The organism is Streptomyces sp. NPDC040545 (assembly GCF_055595065.1).
Window position 1 is genome coordinate 21283 of the sequence record NZ_JBVIWA010000010.1, and the last position, 20662, is coordinate 41944.

At 68.9% G+C, this 20662-nt stretch carries 31 protein-coding genes and 1 pseudogene; 13 read left to right on the forward strand and 19 right to left on the reverse strand.

Translation table 11 applies throughout. The features are described 5' to 3' along the window. Window positions 1-210 precede the first annotated feature (210 nt). Window positions 211-366, reverse strand: coding sequence for a DUF6131 family protein (locus ACZ573_RS20105; protein ID WP_471306375.1), 156 nt, complete (start codon window positions 364-366; stop codon window positions 211-213). Between the two features lie 442 nt (window positions 367-808). Here ACZ573_RS20105 and ACZ573_RS20110 point away from each other — a divergent pair, with 442 nt between their 5' ends. Together ACZ573_RS20110 and ACZ573_RS20115 are read left to right on the forward strand one after the other, a co-directional pair. Then, entirely contained in the window at window positions 809-1129 is a 321-nt protein-coding gene (locus ACZ573_RS20110) for an STAS domain-containing protein (protein WP_471305843.1), read from the forward strand. Between the two features lie 387 nt (window positions 1130-1516). Beyond that, on the forward strand, window positions 1517-1975 hold the full coding sequence (locus ACZ573_RS20115; protein WP_471305845.1) for a DUF3618 domain-containing protein: 459 nt from the start codon (window positions 1517-1519) through the stop codon (window positions 1973-1975). A 691-nt stretch (window positions 1976-2666) separates the two neighbouring features. On the opposite strand, the gene ACZ573_RS20120 is transcribed toward ACZ573_RS20115, so the two are convergent. Then, on the reverse strand, window positions 2667-3026 hold the full coding sequence (locus ACZ573_RS20120; RefSeq protein WP_471305848.1) for a transglycosylase family protein: 360 nt from the start codon (window positions 3024-3026) through the stop codon (window positions 2667-2669). Window positions 3027-3942: 916 nt separating this feature from the next. On the opposite strand from ACZ573_RS20120, the gene ACZ573_RS20125 reads away from it, so the two are divergent. After that, window positions 3943-4326, forward strand: coding sequence for an Hsp20/alpha crystallin family protein (locus ACZ573_RS20125; RefSeq protein WP_471305851.1), 384 nt, complete (start codon window positions 3943-3945; stop codon window positions 4324-4326). Between the two features lie 45 nt (window positions 4327-4371). On the opposite strand, the gene ACZ573_RS20130 is transcribed toward ACZ573_RS20125, so the two are convergent. Further along, the gene (locus tag ACZ573_RS20130; protein ID WP_471305854.1) at window positions 4372-4812 is read right to left on the reverse strand and encodes a hypothetical protein; all 441 of its coding nucleotides are present in this window, start codon (window positions 4810-4812) and stop codon (window positions 4372-4374) included. Between the two features lie 395 nt (window positions 4813-5207). Between ACZ573_RS20130 and ACZ573_RS20135 the strand changes: the two genes are divergently transcribed. Next, the gene (locus ACZ573_RS20135) at window positions 5208-5858 is read left to right on the forward strand and encodes a TetR/AcrR family transcriptional regulator (RefSeq protein ID WP_471305856.1); all 651 of its coding nucleotides are present in this window, start codon (window positions 5208-5210) and stop codon (window positions 5856-5858) included. Between the two features lie 97 nt (window positions 5859-5955). Here ACZ573_RS20135 and ACZ573_RS20140 read toward each other — a convergent pair whose 3' ends face one another. From ACZ573_RS20140 to ACZ573_RS20175, 8 genes are read right to left on the reverse strand one after another with little or no spacing between them, the layout of a single operon-like run. Further along, window positions 5956-6360, reverse strand: a complete 405-nt coding sequence (locus ACZ573_RS20140; RefSeq protein ID WP_471305858.1) for a gas vesicle protein K — start codon at window positions 6358-6360, stop codon at window positions 5956-5958. Continuing rightward, on the reverse strand, window positions 6350-6571 hold the full coding sequence (locus tag ACZ573_RS20145; RefSeq protein WP_266479387.1) for a gas vesicle protein: 222 nt from the start codon (window positions 6569-6571) through the stop codon (window positions 6350-6352). The genes ACZ573_RS20140 and ACZ573_RS20145 overlap by 11 nt, the downstream gene beginning before the upstream one ends. Next, the gene (locus ACZ573_RS20150) at window positions 6568-7410 is read right to left on the reverse strand and encodes a GvpL/GvpF family gas vesicle protein (protein ID WP_471305862.1); all 843 of its coding nucleotides are present in this window, start codon (window positions 7408-7410) and stop codon (window positions 6568-6570) included. The genes ACZ573_RS20145 and ACZ573_RS20150 overlap by 4 nt, the downstream gene beginning before the upstream one ends. After that, the gene (locus tag ACZ573_RS20155; protein WP_471305864.1) at window positions 7407-7826 is read right to left on the reverse strand and encodes a gas vesicle protein; all 420 of its coding nucleotides are present in this window, start codon (window positions 7824-7826) and stop codon (window positions 7407-7409) included. The genes ACZ573_RS20150 and ACZ573_RS20155 overlap by 4 nt, the downstream gene beginning before the upstream one ends. Before the next feature lie 9 nt (window positions 7827-7835). Further along, entirely contained in the window at window positions 7836-8096 is a 261-nt protein-coding gene (locus ACZ573_RS20160) for a gas vesicle protein GvpG (RefSeq protein WP_471305867.1), read from the reverse strand. 27 nt (window positions 8097-8123) lie between these two features. Next, window positions 8124-8843 (reverse strand): GvpL/GvpF family gas vesicle protein, encoded by a 720-nt coding sequence (locus ACZ573_RS20165; protein WP_471305871.1) that lies wholly within the window; start codon window positions 8841-8843, stop codon window positions 8124-8126. Between the two features lie 3 nt (window positions 8844-8846). Beyond that, window positions 8847-9311 carry a gas vesicle structural protein GvpA gene (locus ACZ573_RS20170; protein WP_471305874.1) on the reverse strand — a complete coding sequence of 155 codons (465 nt, stop codon included), beginning with the start codon at window positions 9309-9311 and terminating at the stop codon, window positions 8847-8849. A 29-nt stretch (window positions 9312-9340) separates the two neighbouring features. After that, window positions 9341-9709, reverse strand: coding sequence for a gas vesicle protein GvpO (locus tag ACZ573_RS20175; RefSeq protein ID WP_471305876.1), 369 nt, complete (start codon window positions 9707-9709; stop codon window positions 9341-9343). Window positions 9710-9909: 200 nt separating this feature from the next. On the opposite strand from ACZ573_RS20175, the gene ACZ573_RS20180 reads away from it, so the two are divergent. Together ACZ573_RS20180 and ACZ573_RS20185 are read left to right on the forward strand one after the other, a co-directional pair. Next, window positions 9910-10953: a histone protein gene (locus ACZ573_RS20180; protein ID WP_471305879.1), complete on the forward strand. Its 1044-nt coding sequence runs from the start codon at window positions 9910-9912 to the stop codon at window positions 10951-10953. Between the two features lie 3 nt (window positions 10954-10956). Continuing rightward, on the forward strand, window positions 10957-12057 hold the full coding sequence (locus ACZ573_RS20185) for an SRPBCC family protein (protein WP_471305882.1): 1101 nt from the start codon (window positions 10957-10959) through the stop codon (window positions 12055-12057). 104 nt (window positions 12058-12161) lie between these two features. On the opposite strand, the gene ACZ573_RS20190 is transcribed toward ACZ573_RS20185, so the two are convergent. From ACZ573_RS20190 to ACZ573_RS20215, 6 genes are all read right to left on the reverse strand, one after another. Continuing rightward, the gene (locus ACZ573_RS20190; protein WP_471305885.1) at window positions 12162-12335 is read right to left on the reverse strand and encodes a CsbD family protein; all 174 of its coding nucleotides are present in this window, start codon (window positions 12333-12335) and stop codon (window positions 12162-12164) included. 218 nt (window positions 12336-12553) lie between these two features. Continuing rightward, complete coding sequence (locus ACZ573_RS20195; RefSeq protein WP_471305888.1) at window positions 12554-13156, reverse strand: Asp23/Gls24 family envelope stress response protein; 603 nt, start codon at window positions 13154-13156, stop codon at window positions 12554-12556. 47 nt (window positions 13157-13203) lie between these two features. Next, window positions 13204-13851 carry a DUF6286 domain-containing protein gene (locus tag ACZ573_RS20200; protein ID WP_471305890.1) on the reverse strand — a complete coding sequence of 216 codons (648 nt, stop codon included), beginning with the start codon at window positions 13849-13851 and terminating at the stop codon, window positions 13204-13206. A 35-nt stretch (window positions 13852-13886) separates the two neighbouring features. Then, window positions 13887-14291: an Asp23/Gls24 family envelope stress response protein gene (locus tag ACZ573_RS20205; RefSeq protein ID WP_471305893.1), complete on the reverse strand. Its 405-nt coding sequence runs from the start codon at window positions 14289-14291 to the stop codon at window positions 13887-13889. After that, complete coding sequence (locus tag ACZ573_RS20210) at window positions 14288-14467, reverse strand: hypothetical protein (protein WP_079407354.1); 180 nt, start codon at window positions 14465-14467, stop codon at window positions 14288-14290. The genes ACZ573_RS20205 and ACZ573_RS20210 overlap by 4 nt, the downstream gene beginning before the upstream one ends. 63 nt (window positions 14468-14530) lie before the next feature. Further along, window positions 14531-15010, reverse strand: a complete 480-nt coding sequence (locus ACZ573_RS20215) for an Asp23/Gls24 family envelope stress response protein (RefSeq protein WP_471305896.1) — start codon at window positions 15008-15010, stop codon at window positions 14531-14533. A 164-nt stretch (window positions 15011-15174) separates the two neighbouring features. On the opposite strand from ACZ573_RS20215, the gene ACZ573_RS20220 reads away from it, so the two are divergent. From ACZ573_RS20220 to ACZ573_RS20230, 3 genes are read left to right on the forward strand one after another with little or no spacing between them, the layout of a single operon-like run. After that, window positions 15175-15819, forward strand: coding sequence for an RNA polymerase sigma factor (locus ACZ573_RS20220; protein WP_471305899.1), 645 nt, complete (start codon window positions 15175-15177; stop codon window positions 15817-15819). After that, window positions 15810-16490 (forward strand): Asp23/Gls24 family envelope stress response protein, encoded by a 681-nt coding sequence (locus ACZ573_RS20225; protein ID WP_471305902.1) that lies wholly within the window; start codon window positions 15810-15812, stop codon window positions 16488-16490. Before ACZ573_RS20220 ends, ACZ573_RS20225 begins: the two co-directional genes overlap by 10 nt. Continuing rightward, on the forward strand, window positions 16487-16849 hold the full coding sequence (locus tag ACZ573_RS20230) for a hypothetical protein (RefSeq protein WP_471305905.1): 363 nt from the start codon (window positions 16487-16489) through the stop codon (window positions 16847-16849). The genes ACZ573_RS20225 and ACZ573_RS20230 overlap by 4 nt, the downstream gene beginning before the upstream one ends. A gap of 603 nt (window positions 16850-17452) precedes the next feature. On the opposite strand, the gene ACZ573_RS20235 is transcribed toward ACZ573_RS20230, so the two are convergent. After that, window positions 17453-17716, reverse strand: coding sequence for a GlsB/YeaQ/YmgE family stress response membrane protein (locus ACZ573_RS20235; protein WP_471305908.1), 264 nt, complete (start codon window positions 17714-17716; stop codon window positions 17453-17455). A 481-nt stretch (window positions 17717-18197) separates the two neighbouring features. On the opposite strand from ACZ573_RS20235, the pseudogene ACZ573_RS20240 reads away from it, so the two are divergent. The 3 genes and pseudogenes from ACZ573_RS20240 to ACZ573_RS20250 all read left to right on the forward strand — a co-directional run. Next, a pseudogene (locus tag ACZ573_RS20240) lies at window positions 18198-18403 on the forward strand (dihydroxyacetone kinase subunit DhaK); the annotation flags it as partial. Window positions 18404-18454: 51 nt separating this feature from the next. Then, window positions 18455-19069 carry a dihydroxyacetone kinase subunit DhaL gene (dhaL, locus tag ACZ573_RS20245; protein WP_471305911.1) on the forward strand — a complete coding sequence of 205 codons (615 nt, stop codon included), beginning with the start codon at window positions 18455-18457 and terminating at the stop codon, window positions 19067-19069. Window positions 19070-19158: 89 nt separating this feature from the next. Beyond that, on the forward strand, window positions 19159-19533 hold the full coding sequence (locus ACZ573_RS20250) for a PTS-dependent dihydroxyacetone kinase phosphotransferase subunit DhaM (protein WP_471305914.1): 375 nt from the start codon (window positions 19159-19161) through the stop codon (window positions 19531-19533). A 94-nt stretch (window positions 19534-19627) separates the two neighbouring features. Here the strand turns inward: ACZ573_RS20250 and ACZ573_RS20255 are convergent, their stop codons facing one another. Beyond that, a complete protein-coding gene (locus tag ACZ573_RS20255) occupies window positions 19628-20026 on the reverse strand; it encodes an RNA-binding S4 domain-containing protein (protein WP_471305917.1) in 399 nt (132 codons plus the stop codon). Window positions 20027-20161: 135 nt separating this feature from the next. Between ACZ573_RS20255 and ACZ573_RS20260 the strand changes: the two genes are divergently transcribed. Continuing rightward, entirely contained in the window at window positions 20162-20557 is a 396-nt protein-coding gene (locus tag ACZ573_RS20260) for a TOBE domain-containing protein (RefSeq protein ID WP_471305921.1), read from the forward strand. Window positions 20558-20662: the final 105 nt, after the last annotated feature.

The window sequence follows — 20662 nt, forward strand, 5'->3', positions numbered from 1 at the left end:
CACGCCAATGCGACCTTCACCGTCCCACGCTCACTGCCGCATCCGGTTGCATCGCGCAGGCGGCGGAACACGCCCTGCACCTCGGCGAACACATCTCCGTGGCCCGGCAGTTCCAGGAAGCCATGCTCACGGCGGCGACATGATCGCGACGGCGCACCTGGGCCCCGGAGACGACGTCGTCGTGTCGGCCCCGCGTGTCCCCTGACATCGCTACCAGTAGTGTCGGCGGCCGCCGACGGCGTGACCGGCCGCTCCCATGATCCAGAGAATGGCCCCGATGATGACAAGAATGATCCCTATCGTCCATAGGATCGAAATTCCGGTCAAGAAGCCGATGACGAGAAGAATGACGCCAAGGATGAGCATCACGCCCTCCATTTCGGTTGGCGGTTCATAACCAGGATAGGTGCCAGCGGTGTCGCCAGCTTGCCGGGCGGGGATCCGAGGAGCACTGTTCTCCTCGTACTCATTTTTCTGATCCGCCGCCGTCAACCTGGCCGGAATTTTCGGCAACATCAAAGCAGGGCACAAGCTCGATGTGGGCGTTGCTTCCCAGTTCTCGGCTACTACGCCACTGCTTCACCTTGATCTCTCCTCTGCCCGGACGATCGGGAACGTGGCCTTCCCGGGCCTGAGCCTGGTCATGATCGGCGGTCCACAACAGGCGCCCCTGCAGCGCAGCGTCGATTACAGGCGGTGCACGATGCGATTCCCCTTCCGGTTCCGGTCCCCCCGGCCCGCGCCCCCGAGGCGCGGCCGACGGCCGGCCTACGGTTCCTGGCTGGCGGGCACGCTCAGTGGGGCGGGCGTGACTCTGTTGCCTGACCGTGGGGACGGCGCCGTGGTTCTCGTCCTCGCCGGGGAGTTCGACAGCGGAACCATGGCGTCATTCCGCAGCGCCTTGCGCGATGCCCGCCTGGCCCGCGCCACGCGGACGATCATCGACGTGTCCGGGGTCGTCTACGCGGACTCCTGTCTGATCCGGCTCCTCGTGCATGCCCATCACCGACTCCCCCGCTTCATGGTGGCAGGCCCTCTCCCGCCTCAAGTGCGCCGACTCCTGGAACTCAGCGGAGCAGCGGCGATCCTGCGAATTACGCCGGGCATCGAAGCGGCGCGCCGGGCCTAAGGCCTCCGCTCCCCTGTCCCGTAACCGGCGGCCGCCCCTCTCTGGTCAGGCACCGCGCTACGTACGGATGCGGCCGCAGGCTCACACCCCGGCCAGAAGCGGTGCGAGCGGACACGCAGGACGGGGCCCCACGACACAGAGGCCCCCTCCGCCACCCGTCCCGCGGTCCCAGGCGTGGCCGTAGGGCTCACCGTGTCTTTGCTGCGCCCGAGTGGAGTAGAGCACCAGCTCGGCGCCGGGAATCCAGCCATTCGACGCGCAATCATCACAGCAGGGGTCCTTCGACCACTGGCTCACTCCGAGGAGCGGGGGGGCCAGCTCGTCGGCGTACCTGAGCGCACCAGCAACGAAGCCGCGGCCGTGACGGCCGGGATGGAGAGCACACCGATGACCAGCCAGCAAGACGGTAACGAGTCCTCTTCCCCTTCGAGAGAGCCGACAGAAGCCCAGGTCACACAGAGCGAAGCCGGCCAGGCTGACGAGCCATCGGCCGGAGCCGACGGCAAGACCAAGGCCAAAGAGAAGGCTGCCGCGGTCAAGGAACACACCATCGCCAAAGCCAAACAGGCCACGGCCCAGGCCCGTGAGAAGGCTGGCCGTACGACTGAGCTGGCGAAAAGCAAGGCACCCGAGCCGCTCCTGCACACAGCCGCCCAGACCGCAGAGCACGTCCGTGACGCCGCATCGCGGGCCGGACACCTCGCAGCCGACAAAACCCCCGATGCAGTCCGTGAAAAGGCTGCTCGCGCAGCGCACGCAGCAGGATCCAAGTGGACCCCACTGCTTTCAGCGGGGATCGCGCTCGTCGTCTTTCTCCTCATGCGCCGCATGCGGCGGAACCGCTGAAGCATCGAGAGGAGCCGGGCGTGGGTAATGTCGGCACAGCTCGCCGGCTGGGCCGAACTGCAGAACAGGAGCCCGCCGCTGGCGGCAGTGAGGACCATGGCCTTGACGGCGTACTGCGTGGTCTTGCCGAAGATGAGCTTCTCCCGGTCCTTGCAGCCGACGGCGCCCGCGGACCCGGATCTCGGTGCCGTTGCCTCGCCGCATGACCGTGATCATGTACGCGCCCCGCGGAAACTGAACCGCCGGAACCGCGTCGCAGCCTTCTCAAGGCTTCCGGATCACGGGGGGGCAACTCCCACGATTCCCAACGAGGGCCGCAGGGCCGCGCAACGGGCACGGGAGCCGGTACCGACGGCCAAGAGGACCTCCACGCCACCGGCCAAGATCCGGGCCTTGGTCGCCGGCGCCGACGCCGGCGACCATGGTGTAACCGTTTCAGCATCTCCGAGCTCCCGCCGCGCCTCCGGGCGGCCACCCACAGAGTGAGACCCAGCAGCCACACAGGCCGCCGAGGTCGCGGGCCACCGAGGTCGCGGTCACAGCCGACGAAGGCCGGTGGCTATGCCCCAACCACCGGAGAGGGTTCGGCGAGAAGATGGACGCGATCGGCAACAAGAACTGACCGTCGGCGCGTCCAGTCTGGAGCTCCCCCTACAGGGCGGCCCGCCCTCCTGGCGGAGGGTGCCTTTCATCAGCGGCGTGCGCAGGTCCAAGCCCTCATGCCCTGGATCTTGGCGAGTCTCCTCGCTGTCGCGATCTGCTCCGCCTTGGTGGCGAGGTCCGCGCGTGGTGCGTACTTGCGGCCCCCTGCCGCGTTCCAACTCGACTGGGTGAACTGCAATCCGCCGTAATGGCCGTTGCCGGTGTTCGCCCGCCAGTTTCCACCGGATTCACACCGTGCGATGGCGTCCCAGTCACGGTTCGGTCTGGAGTGCACCGTAGCGGCGTCAGCCTCGGAGGCATTCAGCAAAGCCACAGTCAACAAGACTGCAGAGGCCAGTAGTTGGCCGATCGTGCTCCGGCTTCGCCGGTCCTTGCGTTGACGTGACATCAGTCCTCCTTCGCTGTTGGGGGCGGGCCTGCCGCAAACAGCGGGCGGGCCCGCGAACGACCACCTTCGGGCCGTGGCCACAGCACAGCACGGACAGACTCACCTTCAGCGGCACTTACCGTCGGCGAAGGAGTAACGCCACCCGAACGGACGCTCCGCAGCCCCCTCGGGAGGTCGCCCCTGGGCAGAGAGAACCCGCCCAGAAACGTGACACGTCGAGGTGACGGCTCCAACCAGCGCGCCCCCTCCACGCCGACCCCGGCACCGCCATCGCCGTCACCGGCGAGCACAACGCCCGCAAGAGGACCCTGCTACGCACCCGCCCTCCTCGGTCTCACCCCCAGCCGCTCGCCGAACTCCGGCTCGGCGGAACCGAGTTGCTGCACCTGCCCCCGCACCAGCGCTGCATTGTCCGGCCTACCGCAGGGCGGGACCTGTTGCGCCACGCCGTCGGCGTCAACCGCGCCTGGCCTCACCGATGATCGTGACGGTCAGTCCGCTCCTGCGGACATCTCCTCGACCAACGCCACCAGTTGAGGTCCGGCAAACATCGGGCGGCGACAGTCACTTTGGCTGCAGAGGGCACGTACCCAGGAGACGCTTCACGATCCAGTCTCGATTCCGCTGACGCCTGAGGCAGTCCCTGATCCCCGCCGCAGGGACATCGTCCTGCGGCGACGTTTCGCGGCCGCCTCGCCGATCGTCCTGGCTCGCTCCGGTACGCATGGCGGCCGGGGATCGGGAAGACGTATCGTGCAGGAAGATACCATTACCCACCCAATTGGTGTATATACACCAAATCGGACGAGGGAGCGGGGATACTGTCATGAACTTCTCGGTTCGACGGAGTTCCGGCGACACCACGTGGCGCCGCCCCAGCCCGGGCTGGTTGGATCCCCGGCATCCTTTCGGGTCCATGCGGCACCAAATGGGCCACTTCCTGGAGCAGGCGACCCTCGCCCAGGCCAGTCAGGGGTGGACACCCTTGACCGAAGAGGAGGAGACCGAGGACGCGTACGTGATCAAGGCCGAGATGCCTGGTATTCCCCGCGAGAACATCACCGTGGAGATGAACGGCAACGATCTGTGCATCACCGGCGAGCTCGACAAGAGGTCCGACAAGGTGCTCACCCAGCGCAAAGGCAGGTTCTGTTACCGCGCCAGCCTGTCCGGGGGTATCGACGGCGACAAGACCGAGGCCACTCTCGACAGGGGCGTCCTGACGGTCCGGATCTCCAAGGCAGGTGAATCCAAGCCGCGCCAGATCCCCATCGCCGGCGGTGACGACCAGCGCGCCTAGGCCCAGCGCAGCAGGAAAGAAGACCGACGAGTTCAAGTGTCCTCGTCACTCCATGATGGTGATCGGAGCCCTGAAGCTGTCCTCGGTGAGCAGGTCCAAGTCGAATACTCCGTCATTGGCCTGCTGCCAGACGCGTACGTACTTGGTTCTCGCCGCCCAGGTGCCGAGGTCGGCGGTATCAGCGCTGTACTGCTGCCAGGTCGTTCCGTGCTCGTCCAAGTGATCCGGCCAGGCGTCGGGCCTGTACGCCCACACGGTGACATGGGTGACGCAGCCGATGGCCTGGCGGAACGGGTTGTCGGAGTCAGCGGCCTCGAGGGGGGCTTGCAGGGAGCCGAGGCGCCGCAACCCGAGGTAAGCGAGGGAGTACACGACGGCGCCCTCACCCGTGTCCCATCCATCGGGGCGCACCGTGACAGCGTTCCCCTGGTAGTAGGTCGCGTCGTACAGCCTCGCTCCGATCTTCAGGCCGGGGTTGTTCGGCATGTCGTACTCCCGCGCCTCCGGGCTTGCGGTCCGGTGTCTCTGCCGTCGCCGATCCCTGGGGACTGAATCGTCGAAATGCCGAGATTCGGCCGCATGCAGGGTGGTCGCTCCTCCTCGTCGGCGTGCATGGGGAAGTGGCCGAACCAGCTTCCCACGTATTGGGCACACTGCCGTGATCCGCCGACTGTCGGCCCTCGTATGTCGTATTCCGGCTCGGTCGCCAACGCACAAGTTCAAGCGCTGAATCCTGGGGCAATCCCGCCCGTCCGGCTCGTGCGCGCCTCCTCGGACCGGTGGCGTCCGACGGGACGAGAACCCCTGGAGGCGGGGCTGTTTTCCTTGCCACAGCACTCCCTCGCGAGCGATAGGGTGTAACTCGCGAGGAGGAGGCTGTCATGGGTGAAGCAGCTTCGACGACTACCCCCCGTGAGCGGTACCGCCAGCAGGTTCGTTCAGAGATCAAAAATCGGGCCTGGGAGCAGATCACTGCTGCCGGAACGTCCGCGCTCTCCCTCAACGGGATCGCCAGGCTCATGGGCCTGAGCGGCACAGGACTCTACCGATATTTCACGAGCCGCGACGAATTGCTCACAGAATTGGTTCATGACGCCTACCAGAGCCTGGTGGGGGCACTCAGGAATGCGGCTGCCCAGGGAAAAGGGGATCTTGCGGGCCTCGGACAGGCTCTGCGTATATGGGCGCTCGAAGACCCGCAGCGGTATTTCCTCGTCTACGGACCTCCGGTGCCGGGATACCGCGCCCCCGCTGACGTCGCCGCGTTGGCGGCGGAGATCATGGGCATACTCACCGATGCCTGTGCCGATGCACCGGACGCGCCCGCGAGTACGCCCGAGAACCCACTGGCGGATGGCCCTGAGCAGTCGGCAGGGCGGGCCGAGACGGCGTCGGCGCAGCGCCTGGCCATCTCCTTCCGCACCCGGCTGCACGGGGTGCTCTCCCTGGAACTCAGCGGTCACTTCGCCGGCATGGCATGCGACCCCGCCCTGCTGTACCAGGCCGAGCTGGACCTGCTCGTGTCCCACTGAGCGCGAGGCCGCCCGCAGCCCGCCCGTTCAGCTTTCAGCTCGGGTGCCGAGGAAGGGGCACTGCTGGGCCGCCGTGCGTGCAGGTGGTCGGGGGGCATCAGGCGCGGGGCGGAAGGAGGGGGCCGAGGGGGCCGAGGTCGAGGTTGAGGTCCTCCAGTGCGTAGCCATGTTCTTCGCAAAGGTCGGCGAGGCTGTCATGGAGGGCGAGGAGGGTGGCGCCGAGTTCTTCTTCCTGTTCGTCGGTGAGATCGCCGGCATCGACGCGGCGCAGGGCTTGGCGTTCGATGAGCTGGCGCAGCAGCTCAATGATGGTGAGGACAAGCTTCAGGAGGTCTTCTCCGACGGCGTCCGGGTCGGTTGTCAGGCGGTGGGCGGGGCGGGCGGGTTTGTCGTGAGGGTCGGGGGGTGCCTGGATGAGCCGGAAGGCCTGGGACAGGCTGTCACCGAGGTCTTGGACTCGGCCGGGCCGGGGGTGCGGGGGCGGGGGGTGTTCAAGGCTCATCGCGTCCGCCCTCCTGTGCCCCGGCGGGGGCGATCTCGGAGCTGACGGAGACGATGAGGGCGCGCAGGGAGATACGGACGAGGTCGATGTCGGCGATGGACAGGACGATGTCGCCGGTGAGGACGACTCCGCCGCTCAGGAGCCGGTCGAGGAGGTCGACGAGGGCGACCTGGCGGCCGGGCAGGGGCTCGCCGTGTTCGCTGACGGTCATGGTGGCGGCTCGGGGGCGTCGGTCGGGCCGGGTGCCGTCATGGCGAAGGAGTAGGGAGCCCAGGGGCCGGTGACGTCGATGCGCAGGTCGGGAAAGCGCAGGGCGGCGTCGGCGATGGCAGCCTGGAACTGCCCTGCCTGGTCGTCGGGGATGAGATAGGCGTCGTTGAAGACGTTCTCCTGGGGACCGGTGAGTCCGCCGCGCTGGGGTGCATGTCGTACACGCTGGGTGGCATGGCGGGAGGCGATGGCCTCGATGGTCTCGGCAGCCCGCTCTGCCTGCTGATAGACGGCGTCCCGGGAGTGGCGCTGGGCCCTGCGGGCCTGCAGATAGGCCTTGCCCGGGCTGGCGGCCGGGGCGGGGGCCTCGGGAGGGGGCTGGGTGGCCTCGGGCGTGAGGTAGATCTTCACCCCGTACTCGGTGTGGGCGCGCAGCTGGTCGAGACGCTGACCGAAGACGCCCTGTCGGGCAGAGAGCGCTAGCCGGGCCCGGTGGTCGTCCTGGTAGACGGTCGCCATGCGCAGGGGCAGGACGGGGGCCTGGGCGGCGACGGCCTGGACTACATCGTGATGGGTGCGCGCGACGTACTCGAGCCAGTCCAGGTCCTCGAAGTGGTTCTTGAGGGCGGTCTCGTTGAAGTCCTGTTCGGGTACGTCGCTGGCCACGAAGACGAGCGACGCGAGCGAGGGACTGGGGGCGGGATCGGTGGTGTCGGTGGTGAGCGGAAGAATCCTGAGCGGCGCCTGGCCGATGCCGTGCAGGCCGGCGAGGGCGTCGCCCAGCGGGCCCGTCCGGTGGGTGACCGCGTAGACGTACGTGAGGCTGCCGGGGGTGTTCACGAAGGGCCCTTCCGCCGTCGGCTGGCCGGTCGGCCACCCGGTTCCTCGCCCGGGACCTCTTCTTCGTCGTGCGCACCGGGTTCGAGTCGGCCACGGAGGGCGTCGAGTTCGGCACGCAGCCGACGATTCTCCTGTTCCAGCGGACTGCCCGTGTGCCGGGACGACAGGGAGGGGTCGTGCTCCCACCAGTCGATGCCCATCTCCTTGGCCTTGTCCACGGAAGCGATCAGGATGCGGAGTTTGATGGTCAGTAGCTCGATGTCGAGGAGGTTGATACGGATGTCGCCGGCGATGACGATCCCCTTGTCCAGGACTCGCTCGAGGATGTCGGCGAGGCTGGAGGTGGAGGACTGCCCGTATGGCATCGGCGCGCGGGAGGCGAAGCTTCCGGGTCGGCCGGGCAGAGGTTCGGTCACGGTGGCCCCTCATTCTTCGACTGAGGGCAGCTGCTGCCGGTACGCTGCGATCTCTTCCAGGCGGTCGATCAGCTCGTCCTCCTGGCGGTCGAAGGTCTCCTGATCGATCTCTCCGCGCAGCAGCTGCTGCTCCAGCTCCGCCAGCCCGCGCCAGATCGGAGCGGGGTCGTAGTACTCCTCCTCCGCCTGGTCGACCACGCGCTGGGCGACCCAGGTGACAGCGCGTACCGGTGCGACGGGGAGCGTCAGCAGGTGAGTCAGGAGTCCCATAGCGTTCCCCTTCCGTGGGTGTGGTGATCACTGAACGAAGCTGTAGGGGGGCAGCGGTCCAGAAAAGCGCAGGTCGACGTCGCTGCCGATCTCCCGTGCCAGGTTTGCTTCCGCGGTACTCAGGGCCTTCTTGTGCTCGTCGGGCACGAGGAGAGAGAGGTTGAGGAAGTCGCTCCCCGAGGGCGGGTGGGCCAGGTATTCGCGGGAGAAGGGGACGAGCGCCTCGGTCAGTCCGGCCGCCAAGGCCTCCTGCCGTACCTGCACCTCGCGAGCGACTATTTCGCCCAGGGCGAGCGGCAGGCCCGGATCCCGGTCTCCGCCGCGGATCCGGTCATTGAGGTCGCTCGCCTCGGGCACATCCTGAAGGATCTGCTGCAACAGGGGTGCCTCATCGGCCTGCGAGGCCCTGACGTGGTACTCGGCACACCCCTCCAGACGCCCCAGGGCCCCGAGGTAGCTCTCCGCGTTGGACTCGAGGGCCTGGCGGACCGCGAGGTCGTCGGTGGCGATGTAGCCGAATTGCAGCGGCAGGATCACCCCGTCGGCCATCAGCCGCTCTTGGACCTGTTGGTGGGCGTTCAGGTCGCGGCGTTTGGGCCGGATCTCCTCGGCGATGTCGCTGACCACCGCGCACAGGGGGCCGGCAGTGACCGTGCGCAGCGGGGAGGGATCGGAGCCGACGCCGCTTATGCCGTCCAGCTGGTGGGGGTGGTCCTTCGCGGCGATCGAGTACACGTAGAGCGGCATTGGTTACTCCTTCTCCCGCCGTACGGGACGCCGGGCGGCAGGGCGGCGCCTCCTGGGTGCCTCTTCCTCCGCCTCTTCCTCTTCTTCCGGCTCCTTGGACTTGGAGGACTTACCCGTCAGGGAATCGGTGACGGCATCAACGGCTCCGCTGATGGCTCCCTTGCTCTTCCCGCGCGCCCCTCCTTCCATCATGTTCCCCATGACGTCGGGAAGCTGGGCGGGGGCCTTGCGGCCTGCTTCCAGGTCGAGGCGGTTGCAGGCCTCCGCAAAGCGGAGGTAGGTGTCGACGCTGGCGACGACGATCCGCGCGTCAATCTTGATGAGTTCGATGCCCACCAGGGAGACGCGGACGAAGACGTCGATGACCAGCCCGCGGTCGAGGATGAGTTCCAGGACGTCGTAGAGGCTGCTCGTGCCCCCTCCTTGCCCTCGGGCGACGGGGCCACCGCCCTGCGGCACCATGGTCATGGCGCCTCCTTCCGCCGGCCGGCCTGCGCTCAGGTCGGCCGGTCGATCATGCCGCGGGTGTAGCGGCGGGTGCGTGCGTAGGAGATCAACTCGCCGTCCTCGTCCAGCGCGACCCGATAGCTGGCCATCACGCTGGTGGTGTCCGGGATGCGTTCCAGCTCCACCACTTCCACCTGCGCCTCCCAGCCGTCCTCGGTCGGCTTGAGCGAGGAGACAGAATCCGGAAGCCGACCCAGCAGTTCAGCGAGCTGCTGCGCCGCGGCACGCATCGCCGCCGCCGCGCCCGTCTTTCCGGAACGGCGCCGGGGCGCAGCGCGCCTGGGCCCTTCCCTGTCCTGCCCTTCGCCGGCGACGCGCGAAGAGCCCCGCCGGGGGCGTGCAGGTTCCGCTGCGGCCATATGGCCCTCCCTTGGGGAGACGGCCTCACAGAAACTAGAATGTCACCAAAGCCAGGTATAAGCCCCATATCGGGGCAGAAGCCTTTTCGGGGACGGCCTCCGGCCGGACCTCCTTCTCGTCGGCGGGCAGTGCGTACGCGCCGATCCACTGCCCCCGGGCGACACCACCCAGACCGAAAGCGCCCTGGCAGGGGATGATCATGGAGGACACCACCAAGATCGCGCTAGCAGCCGCTGTGGCTGGCGGATACATGCTCGGCCGAACGAAGAAGGGCCGCTTGGCCTTCACCGTGGCGACCTATCTCGCCGGTCGCCGCTTCGGGCTCGAACCCGGACAGCTGCTCAAGGAAGGCGCCTCCCGGCTCAAGGAGATGCCACAGTTCGAAGAACTTGCCGAGCAGCTGCGCGGAGAAGCTCTCGACGCCGGCAAGCAAGCGTTGGCTGTCGCGGCCAACCGGAAGCTTGCCGACCTCGCCGGCGTACTGCACGAGCGCACCCTCGAGCTCACCCGCAGCGGTCAGGACGAGGATGAGCAGGGCGAGGACGAGGACGAGGAACCGTACGAGGACGAGGAGGAGGAAGAGGGCGAGGACGAGGAGGCCTACGCCGAGCCCGAGGACGAGCCCGAGGACGAGGTCGAGGAGGAGGACGAGGAGGAAGAGGGCGAGCAGGGACCGGAGGCCGAGGAGGAGGAACCCGAGGAAGAGGAAGAGGAGGAGGAAGAGGAAGAGCCGGAGGAGGAAGAAGAGGAGGAGCCTCCCCCGCCACCGCGCCGGACTCGCACCTCGGCACGGGCACGCAGCGGCAAGACCGCGGCACCCGCCCGAAGGACCGCGCGGCGCCCCACCCCGGCGAAGAAGTCAGCACCTGCGAAGAAGGCGGCACCCGCAAAGAAGGCCGCCCCTGGAAAGAGGACGCCCGCGAAGAAGACAGCGCCCGCCAGGGAGGCCGCACCCGCGAAGAAGGCCGCGGCGAAGAAGTCCTCCCCCGCCAGGAAGACGGCGGCGAAGAAGACCGCCGGCGCCCGGCCGGCAAAGAAGGCCGCGCCCGCCAAGAAGAGCGCCCCGCGCAGGGCGGCCGCGAAGAAGACCAGCGCCCCGCCGCGCAAGCGGAGCACAGCCCAGAGCCCGGCACGCAAGAGCGCTGCCACCAAGGCCACCGCCAAGAAGACCACAGGCCGCAGCCCGGCACGCAAGACGGCCGCCAAGAAGACGGCGGCGCGCAAGCCGTCCACGCGGAGGTAGGCCATGGCAACCTCAGACCGCACAGGCTCGTCGGAGTCCCTCTCCGGGATGGACAAGCTGCTGAAGGAACTCACGGGATACCTCGCCGCCCAAGCCGACCAACTGGCCGACAAGGCGACCGACAAGCTCTCCGACGTCACCGGCCAGCTCTACGACGTCGCCGACAACAACGGCAGCCTCTCGGACGTCGCCGGCATCGGGAGCCGGATGTTGCAGGGCGACTCCCCCCTGAAAGCGTTCGCCGGCCAGAAGCTCGGCAACCTCAAGGACAAGGTCACTGAAGCGTTCGGTGGCGGCAAAGGCCGCGGCCGCAAGAGCAGTGGCGGCAAAATCGTCAACATCGTCGAGGCCCTCGACGTCGGCCTGCCGTTGCGCACGGTCTACGACCACTGGACGCAGTACGAGGACTTCAGCGGATTCACCAAAGGCGTCCGCGACGTCTCCCGCGACGACGACACCACCAGTGACTGGAAAGTCAAGGTCGGTCCCTCAACGCGAAGCTTCAAGGCAACCGTCCAGGAACAGGTACCCGACGACCGCATCGTGTGGACCTCTCAGGGCGCCAAGGGAACGACCCGCGGCTGCGTCACCTTCCACGAACTCGCCCCGTCGCTGACCCGCATCGTCATCGTCGTCGAGTACTACCCCTCAGGACTGTTCGAAAAGACCGGCAACCTGTGGCGTGCCCAGGGCCGCCGACTGCGCCTGGATCTGAAGAACTTCCTGCGCCACGCCATGCTCACCACCGACGAACCGGAAGGCTGGCGTGGCGAGATCCGCGACGGCGAGGTCGTCAAGACACACGAAGAAGCCCTCGAAGAAGAAGAGGCCGAAGAGCCGGAGGAAGGCGAGTACGAGGAAGGCGAGTACGAGGACGGCGCCTCCGAGGAGGACGAGGAGGAGGACACGGACGGCCAGGAACAGGGCGAAGACGGGGACGCCCAGTACGGCGACGAGGAACTGGAAGACGAAGAAGAGGAACCTGAGGAAGAGGAAGAAGAGGAACCTGAGGAGGAACTGGACGAGGAGGAAGGGGAGGAGGAAGAGGAGGAGGACGACGAGCCAGCTCCGCCTCGCCGACGCCGGCACCGGCAGCCCGCGTGAAGCCGTCCCTCGACAGCAGCGATCGACGCGTGTGAGGGCCGGCGGGAGATCTCCCGCCGGCCCTCACCCCCATATCACCTCGCGCACCAGCTCACCTCGGCGTGTCAGTGCTTCAGTGTGTCTTTGGCTTTCTGGGCTGCCTGCTTCGCGTCACCCAGCATCTGCTCCCTCTGCCCCTTGGCCTCCAGGCTCTCGTTCCCCACTGCTTTGCCCGTGGCTTCCTTCACCTTGCCCTTGGTCGTCTTGCCGACGTTCTTGACCTTCTTACCTGCGCCCATTTGCCTCACCTCCCGGCCGCTCGCGCTTGGCAGTGCAAGACTGCTCAGCTCCTACCCCCCGCAAGAGCAGATACGCATTTCGTGGCATTGCAGCATAAAGAGGGACGATACGGCGGCTGCACGGCCCACCCAGGTGCCCGCCGGTTCCTGTGATGTCCGGTGAGAGCCCCACGCGCCACCCCGCTGTCAGCTCGCGCTCTGGACCGCGGGCAGGATTCCTATTCGGCACGGTGGGGTTTGTGCGGGGTCAACCGCAGGTGCGCCTTTGCAGGCAGGGTCCGACCCGTGGACTGGCCGGCCCGTTCCAGCGGCCCGTCGCGCAGCGCCTGCAGGACGGGGCCGGGCTCGGCGTCGGGCGTGAGGGTGAGGGCGACATGGGCTTCGGGATGGCTCGACGAGCCGTCCATCCGTGCGTGGGCCTGGTGCACACCGGGCAGGTGCCGGGTGTCGGCGGCCAGAGCGTCGCCGAGGGCGCCCTCGCGCAGTTCCACTCCGTCCACGGGGTGGGCTCCTCCGACGGACAGGGCGCCGGGGTGAGTGCGGCGCACCTGCGCCAGCAGCCACCACACGGCGAGCAGGGTGACGATGGCCAGGACGGCGATGACTGCGGGCCACCACCATCCTTCGTCTGTCCAGCGGGTGCGGTCGGCGTCGGCGAGCAGGATGTCGTCGGGAGAGGTCAGGGGCCACCCGCCGGGTGGTGTCAGTGACCCGCGTCGGTACAGGTCGAAGCCGCCCGCCAGGATCATGAGGCCTCCGCCGAGCAGGACGATGCCTGCCAGGGCCAGCAGAACTCGATTGACTGCGGATTTTCTTTTCATCGGATCCCCTTCTGCCTTCTGCTCGGCGGCGGACGGCCCAGGCGTGACTACTTGCGACGTGGGCGTACCCGGACGTCGAGCGTCGGAGGGCGTGCGAGGGCGAGTCGGTCGAGGGCCTCTTGCAGGGCGGCCAGGAGATCGGCCTTGACGTCGACGGGGGCGCGGAATCGCACATCCGCGCGCGCCTTGACGCGGTGCTGGAAGACCCGGATCTTGGCAGCGCTGACCCCGGGGACGCGCATCGCGGCATCCCGCAGCTTCAGTTCAGCGGCCTCGCGGTCCAGTACGGCGCGCATCTGCGCGTCGGGAGTCTCAAGGGGCAGCTGGTGGCGAAGGCCCGGGCTCAGGGCCAGGATGATCAGCCAGAGGCCGATAACGGCGATGGCGGCGGCCCCGATCTGCAGCGCCGGGTCATCCAGCGGGCGGGCAGCCAGTTCGTCGGCCAGGCGTATGCGCCAGCCTGCGGCAGCCTGGCCGGCACGGACCCTGATGACGTCGAACAGGAGGGTTCCCGCCGCGCCCGCGATGATCAGGGCTGTGAGTGCCGCGGGTATACGGCGCGCGGACCAGGGGCGCCGAGCAGCCGTGCGCGGTCCGGCCGAAGGACGCTCGTCCGGCAGCCCCGACGTGCGGGAGGTGGCCTCGTCCGTCGCGGTGGGCTCCTTCTCGGCCAAGGGGTCTTGCTCGCGTTCCATGCCGGCTCTCCTTCCCGGTGGGAATGCGGTCCGGTTCACTGCACGCGGCGGCGCTCCAGGCCGTCGGCGGGAATCAGGTGCTCGATGGCAAGGGTGACTTCCGTGACGCGCATACCGGTCAGGTGAGCCACCCGCTCACTGACGTATTGCTGTAGCCGGCGGGAGACGCCGGCGAGGTCCACCGGGTAGGGCAGGTCCAGAGTCAGTCCCAACCGGGCCATGCCGCTGCTGACGGTGACCGAGGCGCGCGGACCGGCCAGTTTCGCGTGAGCGCCCGAGGTGTCCGTGGCCGTGGCCAGGGCCTCTTTCGCGGCGCGGGCCGCGATGCGGGCGACCACCTTGTCCGGGATCACCGTGGCCCCGCGTTCGGCCGCCGGCAGCGCCAACCGGGTGGGAGCTGCTGCACCGCCCTGCGGCGCAGCCTCGGGTTGCGGGGTCACTGCCGGTTCCGGGAACGCGTGAAGTCGGACAGCTCCAGGTCACCCTGCAAAATGCGGCCGATGATCAGACCCACCAGGCCCAGGAACGCCACGAGCAGGAACGCCCAGAAGCCGCCGAAGAATGCGGCGAAGCCCAGGGCCATGCCGGCAATCAGCCCCACGGTTGCTGCGCTCATTTCACTCACCTGAATTTCACATCGGTTGTTTCGCGGCCCGCTGAGTCCGGGGGCTGCGAGGAGTCACTGCACACGTCCCTCGACTTCGTCCTCGTCCTCCTCGTCGGGCAGGTGGACGTCGTCGACGGCGATGTTCACCTCGACAACTTCAAGGCCGGTCATGCGTTCGACAGCGGTGATGACGCTGGTGCGTACCTCGGCGGCGATGTCCACGATGGCTACGCCGTACTCCACGACCACGTCGAGATCGACGGCGGCCTGCCGTTCGCCCACCTCGACCTTCACGCCGCGGCTCACGCTGGGACGGCCGCCGGGGACCTTGTCGGTGACCGCCCCGAGCGTCCGGGCCATGCCGGAGCCGAGGCTGTGGATGCCCGGCACCTCGCGAGTGGCCATTCCCGCGATCTTCTCGACCACGCTGTCGGCGATGGTCGTCCGGCCCCGCGACTCGGGCGCGGTTCCGGCGCCGGTGGGGCCCGTGAGGGTCTTGCCCGCAGGACGGGACGCGCCTCCGCCTGAGGTGGGGTTGATGGTGTCCGACATGAGGGCCTCCCCAGGGTGGATGTCGGGCGCCGATGCGGCGCCCCTCATGCTTAGGACACCTCGCGTGGACATTCCTCACGCGGCTCGCGCGGGGCGGCCCGCCTACCATCGAGGAGTACGTACGCAGCCCGCAACGAGCGTCTTCGGAAGGAAGCGAGCGGCGGATGCGCAACCGGACCGACCCCTCCCCCCAGCGTGGCGCAGACCTCCCTCTGCGATCGGCAGCGCTGCCGATCGCCGGCGTCACCGCGGAGCAGGACGGTGTCGGCGCACTGGACGACGGCGTCCTGGCCATACGAGCCTCGGAAGGCGACGAAGACGCCTTCGCCGTCCTGGTCCGCCGGCACAGCAGCCGCCTGCTCGCCCTCGCCCAGCATCTGCTCGGCAACCGGGCGGACGCAGAGGACGCGGTCCAAGATGCCTTCATCAGTGCTTGGCGGCGGCTGCCGGAATTCCGGCACAGCGCCTCGTTCAGCACCTGGATGTATCGCATCGTGACGAACCGCTGCCTCAACGCTCTGCGCCGCCGGCCCCGTCCGTTGTCCCTGGACACCGTCCCCGAACCCGCTGCCGCGGATGCGAGCAGCTCACCGCCCAAGGTGGCCGAGACGGACGCGGCGACGGCCGCCCTGACCCAAGCGCTCCTGGCACTGGGCCCCGAGCTCCGGGTGTGCTGGGTGCTGCGGGAACTGCACGGCCTGCACTACGAAGAGATCGCCCACGTGGTGGGCAGCAGTGAACAAACAGTGCGCGGCAGACTCTTTCGCGCACGACGCGCTCTGATGGAGGCGATGCGCCCATGGCGCTAGACGACCCGCATCCGGCCTCCGGCGACGAGCCCGCGGGCGTGAGTGCCATAACGGCCGAAGCGCCGCTGCATTCCGACGCGGAACTGCTGGCGGGTGCGGAACTCCTGCCCTGCGGACGCCCCCTCGGCCGTGTCTGGCAACAGGCCCGCGGCGCGGGCGGCACCTCGGACCCGCACAGCAGCCGCTGTCCCCACTGCCTCGAGGCCATCGAAGGGCTGACAGCCCTGGACCGGGCGACCCGTGCTCTGCGCGCCGAGGAACAACCCGACGGGCGCAGCCTCGCCACCCGGGTCATCAACGCGGTCCGCAGCGAGGTACGGCTCGGCACCATGCTGCTGCTCGACGACGCCGGTCACGACCTGCGCATCGCCGAGAGCGCGGCCGCGAAAGTGCTGCGCCGGGCCGCCGACACCGTCGCCGGCATCCGCGCCGCCAGCTGCCGCGTGGCCGCGGCGAAGGACGACCGCGCCGTCCATGTCGTGGTCATCACGGTGGCAGCCACGCTCGACCAGCCGCTGCGAGGGCGAGCCGAGGCAGTACGCCAAGCCGTCCTCCACGCGGCCGAACACGTGCTCGGCCTCGCCGTCACCACCGTCGACGTGGAAGTCAGCGCCGTGCTGGGACACCCCCGCGTACCTGGTGACGCGTGGTCCGAACTGAGCGGACCATGAACGTCTCCCACTGCGAGAACATCCACCGAGCGGCAGCCCGGGCCGCCCTCGACGTTCCCGGCGTGGTCGCCCTCCAGCCCGCGCTCGCCGACCGGCTGGCACTCGCGGCCTCCCGCGTGTACGAAATCGTGGCCGCAGGTACCACCGGGCGCCAGCAGGCGACCGGCGTCCACTGCGAACTCACCCCGGTCGGGGCTTGGTACCTGGAGGTGCGCTGCATTTTGGACAAGGACCACCGCGTCGTCGACGTCGCCCGACGGGTCCGCGAAAGCGTGCGCACGGCCGCCACCTCCTACCTGGCCCAGCACGGCAGGGCGGCGCCCGTCACCGTCGTGGTCACCGTCACCCGCACCGTGTAGCCCGCCGGGCATGCCATCCGCGAGGGTTTCCCTTATGCGCGCTGCTTCGCCCATGCGGTCGTCGGCACCCTGGTTGGCCTGCTCGCGTTCCCGCTGTTTGAAACCGGGTAGGTGGCACACAGGGACTTACAGAGGGTTCTCCCATTGATTCGGAATTGGTCCTGCCGACGACACGAGGCGCCGGCCCGTAGCTGCGGGAGGCAAGCGTGAAGTTCACCCCGGGGCGGCACCGAAATAGATGGAGACGGGGTTGGGCGCTTGTTCGCTGGATGCGACGACCTCTCGTGGGTCGGATCCTCTTGCGACTGACAGCATGGGGTTTGCGAGTGACGGTGTGGGCCGCTCGACGGGCACTGCGCCGCAAGATGAAGCGCGTCCTGCATGGGTTACAGACGCCCGCGACACGCTCGGGCGGGGATGCCGGGTTCGATTGCGTCCGCCGGCAGGGGGCAACCGCTCGCAGCGCTGACCTCACCCGGCTCGGACCACAGTCAGCCGTGCGTGCGGTGAACGCAGGAAACGGCTTCGCCCGCTCGCGCAGGGAAGCCGTTTCGCGTATCAAAGGGACCGGCATAGGGACCGGCATACGGTTGCCGTTTCCTGCTAGTGCCTAGCACTCCTGAAGAGGCGGAAGATGCCGAGGAGGATGAGGGAGCCGACGATGGCGGCGACCCACGTCGAGATCTCGAAGAAGCCGTCGATGGAGTCAACTCCGAAAATCACCTTACCGAGCCACCCGCCGAGCAGGCCGCCCGCGATTCCTATCAATATGGTGATGATAATACCGCCCGGGTCCTTCCCGGGCATCAGCATTTTGGCGATGATGCCCGCGAACAGCCCGATAAGAATCCAAGCAATTATGCCCATAATTCCTTCCTGTCTCTTTCCGCGTCATCGCGGCGGAGCCAACGCCTGCGAGCCGCTACCCGCGTCAACACCTTCGACCACGTCCAACGACCAACGATCCGACGCCGTCAACTCAACGCATCCTTGCCCTTCTCCTTGACGCGCCGGGCATTGCCCCGGGCTTCCAGAGCGGCGCCCTTGGCGGCCAGCGTCTCCTTGCCCATGGCATGGGCTGCCTTCTTCACAGCCCTTCCCGCAACTCGTTCTATCTCAGCCTTCGCTTTCTCACCAGCGCCCATATCGTCCCCTTAAACGCCTTACGCTATGCATATGTCCGCACCGAGGGCTCCCAAACGATTCACGCGAACCCGTTCTCGGTGGCCTCAACACCAGGCGACGAGATCACAGGTCCAGGGGCGCCTTACCTGCTCGTCCCTACGGCGCGCTGCGGCCTTCATCTCCGCGTTCGACCCGCGAAAGCGCCCCGTTGCCGCCGGTAGCGCCGCTGCTGGAGCTGTACGGGTTCCACGCGGAGGTGGTGCAAGTGCCGGCCGAACGCGGCGTGCCGGTGGCGCGGGCGCCCGTCGGAAACTACGTCACGTCGCTGGACATGGCGGGTGTTCGGTGACGCTGCGCCGGGCCGGCGAGGAGGTGCTGCGGCTGCGGGACGCGCCCGTCCGGACCGCGGCGCTGCGCTGGGGTCTGTGAACGTATGGTGTCGGTGGGACTGACCAGACGGGTGCGAGGCGAGGAGATCCGGTGCGTGACGCAGAGTTCTTCCGGCGCTGGATGGCGGCCGCCGCGGCCGCGGTGGAGCGGGAGGCGGACCGGCTGACCGAGCTCGACTCCCCCATCGGCGACGCCGACCACGGGAGCAATCTGCTGCGGGGCTTCACGGCCGTGCTCGCCGCCCTGGAGGCGGAGCCGACGGCGGCGACGCCGGGCGCGGTGCTCCAGCTGGCCGGCAGGACGCTGATCTCGACGGTCGGCGGGGCATCGGGGCCGCTGTACGGGACGCTGCTGCGGCGCACGGGCAAGGCGCTCGGCGAGTCGGCCGAGGTGTCCGACGAGGAACTGCGTGAGGCCCTGTCCGAGGGGGTCGGGGCAGTGGCGCAGCTGGGCGGGGCGGCGCCCGGCGACAAGACGATGCTGGACGCGCTGGTGCCGGGGGTGGCCGCGCTGGGTACGTCGTACCGGGCGGCCGGGAGCGCGGCGGAGAACGGGGCGCTGGCGACGGTGCCGATGCAGGCGCGCAAGGGGCGGGCCAGCTATCTGGGCGAGCGGAGCATCGGCCACCAGGATCCGGGGGCGACCTCATCGGCGCTGTTGCTGGGGGCGCTGGCCGACGTGGCGGAATCGGCGGGTGCGCGATGACGGGCGGGCACGCGGCGCCTGGCACCGGCTCCCACTCCGATTCAGGCTCCGACTCTGGCTCCGGCCCGGCCCCGGTCGGCATCGTGCTGGTGTCGCACAGCGCGCGGGTCGCGGAGGCGGTGGCCGAGCTGGCGCGCGAACTGGCGGCCGGCGGACCCGTGGCCCCGGTGGCCGCGGCGGGCGGCACGGCCCTCGGCGGGCTCGGCACGAGCACGGAGCGGATCCTCGCGGCCGCCCGGGAGGTGGACCGGGGCGCCGGGGTGGGCCTGCTGGCCGACCTGGGCAGCTCGGTGCTGACGGTGAAGGCCCTGCTGATGGAGGACGAACTCCCGCCGGGGTCGCAGCTGCTGGACGCACCATTCGTCGAGGGCGCGGTGGCGGCGGTGGTGACCGCGTCCACCGGAGCCCCCCTGGCGGCGGTCGCGGCGTCCGCCGCCGACGCGTACACGTACCGCAAGACCTGACCGCAAGGCCTGGACGCCGGAGGGCGGGGACCCTGAGGGCCCGACCGCGGGCGTCGCGGGCGGGCCGACCGGCCGGGACCTTGCGGGGAGACCTCTACGGACGTCCGCGGAGGACTTCGATCTCGCGGCGCTCGCGCTTCGTCGGGCGGCCCGCTCCCCGGTCGCGGATGCCGACCACGGCGGCCTCCACAGGCGTCGGCGGCGGCGGGCTGTTGTCGATCAGGCATTCGGCGGCGACCGGTGCGCCGACCCGCTTGGACACGGGCCGCTTGACGACGACGATCCGCTCGCGCCCCGCGTGGAAGAGCCGCACCTCGTCCCCCGCGCGCACGGGCTGCGCGGGCTTGGCGCGCTCCCCGTTGACCTTCACGTGGCCCGCCCGGCAGGCGGTCGCCGCGATCGAGCGGGTCTTGGTCAGGCGCACGGACCAGATCCACGCGTCGACCCGCACCGTGCCCGTCCCAGTTCCAGTTCCCGTTCCCTCATCAGCCATGCCCCCGACTCTAGCGAGCCGGGCACGGCGGAACGGAATGAGTTTTGGCAGATGAACCAAGAAGTATGGCATCTGCCATGGAGATCAGGCCAAGAGGATTGCAAATGCGCCACTGGTGGCCCTACGTTGTCGCCCATGCAGTCCTACACCATCGGACAGGCGGCGTGTCTGCTGGGCGTCAGCCCGGACACCGCCCGCCGCTGGGCCGACGCCGGCCGGGTCGTGACCCATCGCGACGAAGGCGGCCGACGCCTGATCGACGGACGCGACCTCGCCGCGTTCTCCGTCGAGGTGGGCCAGGGTGCCCACATCGAGGACGGGGAGCCGTACACCTCGGCGCGCAATGCCTTTCCCGGCATCGTCACGGCCGTCAAACTCGGCGACGTGGCCGCCCAGGTCGAGATCCAGGCAGGTCCCCACCGTCTGGTCTCCCTGCTCACCCGTGAGGCCGTCGAGGAGCTCGGGCTGGAGGTCGGCATGCAGGCCACCGCCCGCGTGAAGTCCACCAGCGTGCACATCGACCGCACCTGATCCGGACGGCGCCGCCCGCCGTCCGGTCCACCCCCGCGGTCCCCGCACCACCCGCTCGGCATCACCGAACGTCCCCACCCGCTCCGCCCGTCACCGGCGCGGGTC

Coding starts and splice junctions, on each gene's coding strand:
- ACZ573_RS20255 (WP_471305917.1), bottom strand. CDS start 20,026: ATGGCTGATGAGGGAACGGGAACTGGAACTGGGACGGGCACGGTGCGG.
- ACZ573_RS20230 (WP_471305905.1), top strand. CDS start 16,487: ATGAACGTCTCCCACTGCGAGAACATCCACCGAGCGGCAGCCCGGGCC.
- ACZ573_RS20140 (WP_471305858.1), bottom strand. CDS start 6,360: ATGAGCCTTGAACACCCCCCGCCCCCGCACCCCCGGCCCGGCCGAGTC.
- ACZ573_RS20115 (WP_471305845.1), top strand. CDS start 1,517: ATGACCAGCCAGCAAGACGGTAACGAGTCCTCTTCCCCTTCGAGAGAG.
- ACZ573_RS20105 (WP_471306375.1), bottom strand. CDS start 366: ATGCTCATCCTTGGCGTCATTCTTCTCGTCATCGGCTTCTTGACCGGA.
- ACZ573_RS20170 (WP_471305874.1), bottom strand. CDS start 9,311: ATGACCATGGTGCCGCAGGGCGGTGGCCCCGTCGCCCGAGGGCAAGGA.
- ACZ573_RS20190 (WP_471305885.1), bottom strand. CDS start 12,335: ATGGGCGCAGGTAAGAAGGTCAAGAACGTCGGCAAGACGACCAAGGGC.
- ACZ573_RS20145 (WP_266479387.1), bottom strand. CDS start 6,571: ATGACCGTCAGCGAACACGGCGAGCCCCTGCCCGGCCGCCAGGTCGCC.
- ACZ573_RS20195 (WP_471305888.1), bottom strand. CDS start 13,156: ATGAAAAGAAAATCCGCAGTCAATCGAGTTCTGCTGGCCCTGGCAGGC.
- ACZ573_RS20260 (WP_471305921.1), top strand. CDS start 20,162: ATGCAGTCCTACACCATCGGACAGGCGGCGTGTCTGCTGGGCGTCAGC.
- ACZ573_RS20185 (WP_471305882.1), top strand. CDS start 10,957: ATGGCAACCTCAGACCGCACAGGCTCGTCGGAGTCCCTCTCCGGGATG.
- ACZ573_RS20220 (WP_471305899.1), top strand. CDS start 15,175: ATGCGCAACCGGACCGACCCCTCCCCCCAGCGTGGCGCAGACCTCCCT.
- ACZ573_RS20215 (WP_471305896.1), bottom strand. CDS start 15,010: ATGTCGGACACCATCAACCCCACCTCAGGCGGAGGCGCGTCCCGTCCT.
- ACZ573_RS20130 (WP_471305854.1), bottom strand. CDS start 4,812: ATGCCGAACAACCCCGGCCTGAAGATCGGAGCGAGGCTGTACGACGCG.
- ACZ573_RS20120 (WP_471305848.1), bottom strand. CDS start 3,026: ATGTCACGTCAACGCAAGGACCGGCGAAGCCGGAGCACGATCGGCCAA.
- ACZ573_RS20180 (WP_471305879.1), top strand. CDS start 9,910: ATGGAGGACACCACCAAGATCGCGCTAGCAGCCGCTGTGGCTGGCGGA.
- ACZ573_RS20235 (WP_471305908.1), bottom strand. CDS start 17,716: ATGGGCATAATTGCTTGGATTCTTATCGGGCTGTTCGCGGGCATCATC.
- ACZ573_RS20165 (WP_471305871.1), bottom strand. CDS start 8,843: ATGCCGCTCTACGTGTACTCGATCGCCGCGAAGGACCACCCCCACCAG.
- ACZ573_RS20135 (WP_471305856.1), top strand. CDS start 5,208: ATGGGTGAAGCAGCTTCGACGACTACCCCCCGTGAGCGGTACCGCCAG.
- ACZ573_RS20200 (WP_471305890.1), bottom strand. CDS start 13,851: ATGGAACGCGAGCAAGACCCCTTGGCCGAGAAGGAGCCCACCGCGACG.
- ACZ573_RS20225 (WP_471305902.1), top strand. CDS start 15,810: ATGGCGCTAGACGACCCGCATCCGGCCTCCGGCGACGAGCCCGCGGGC.
- ACZ573_RS20210 (WP_079407354.1), bottom strand. CDS start 14,467: ATGAGCGCAGCAACCGTGGGGCTGATTGCCGGCATGGCCCTGGGCTTC.
- ACZ573_RS20175 (WP_471305876.1), bottom strand. CDS start 9,709: ATGGCCGCAGCGGAACCTGCACGCCCCCGGCGGGGCTCTTCGCGCGTC.
- ACZ573_RS20125 (WP_471305851.1), top strand. CDS start 3,943: ATGCGGCACCAAATGGGCCACTTCCTGGAGCAGGCGACCCTCGCCCAG.
- ACZ573_RS20160 (WP_471305867.1), bottom strand. CDS start 8,096: ATGGGACTCCTGACTCACCTGCTGACGCTCCCCGTCGCACCGGTACGC.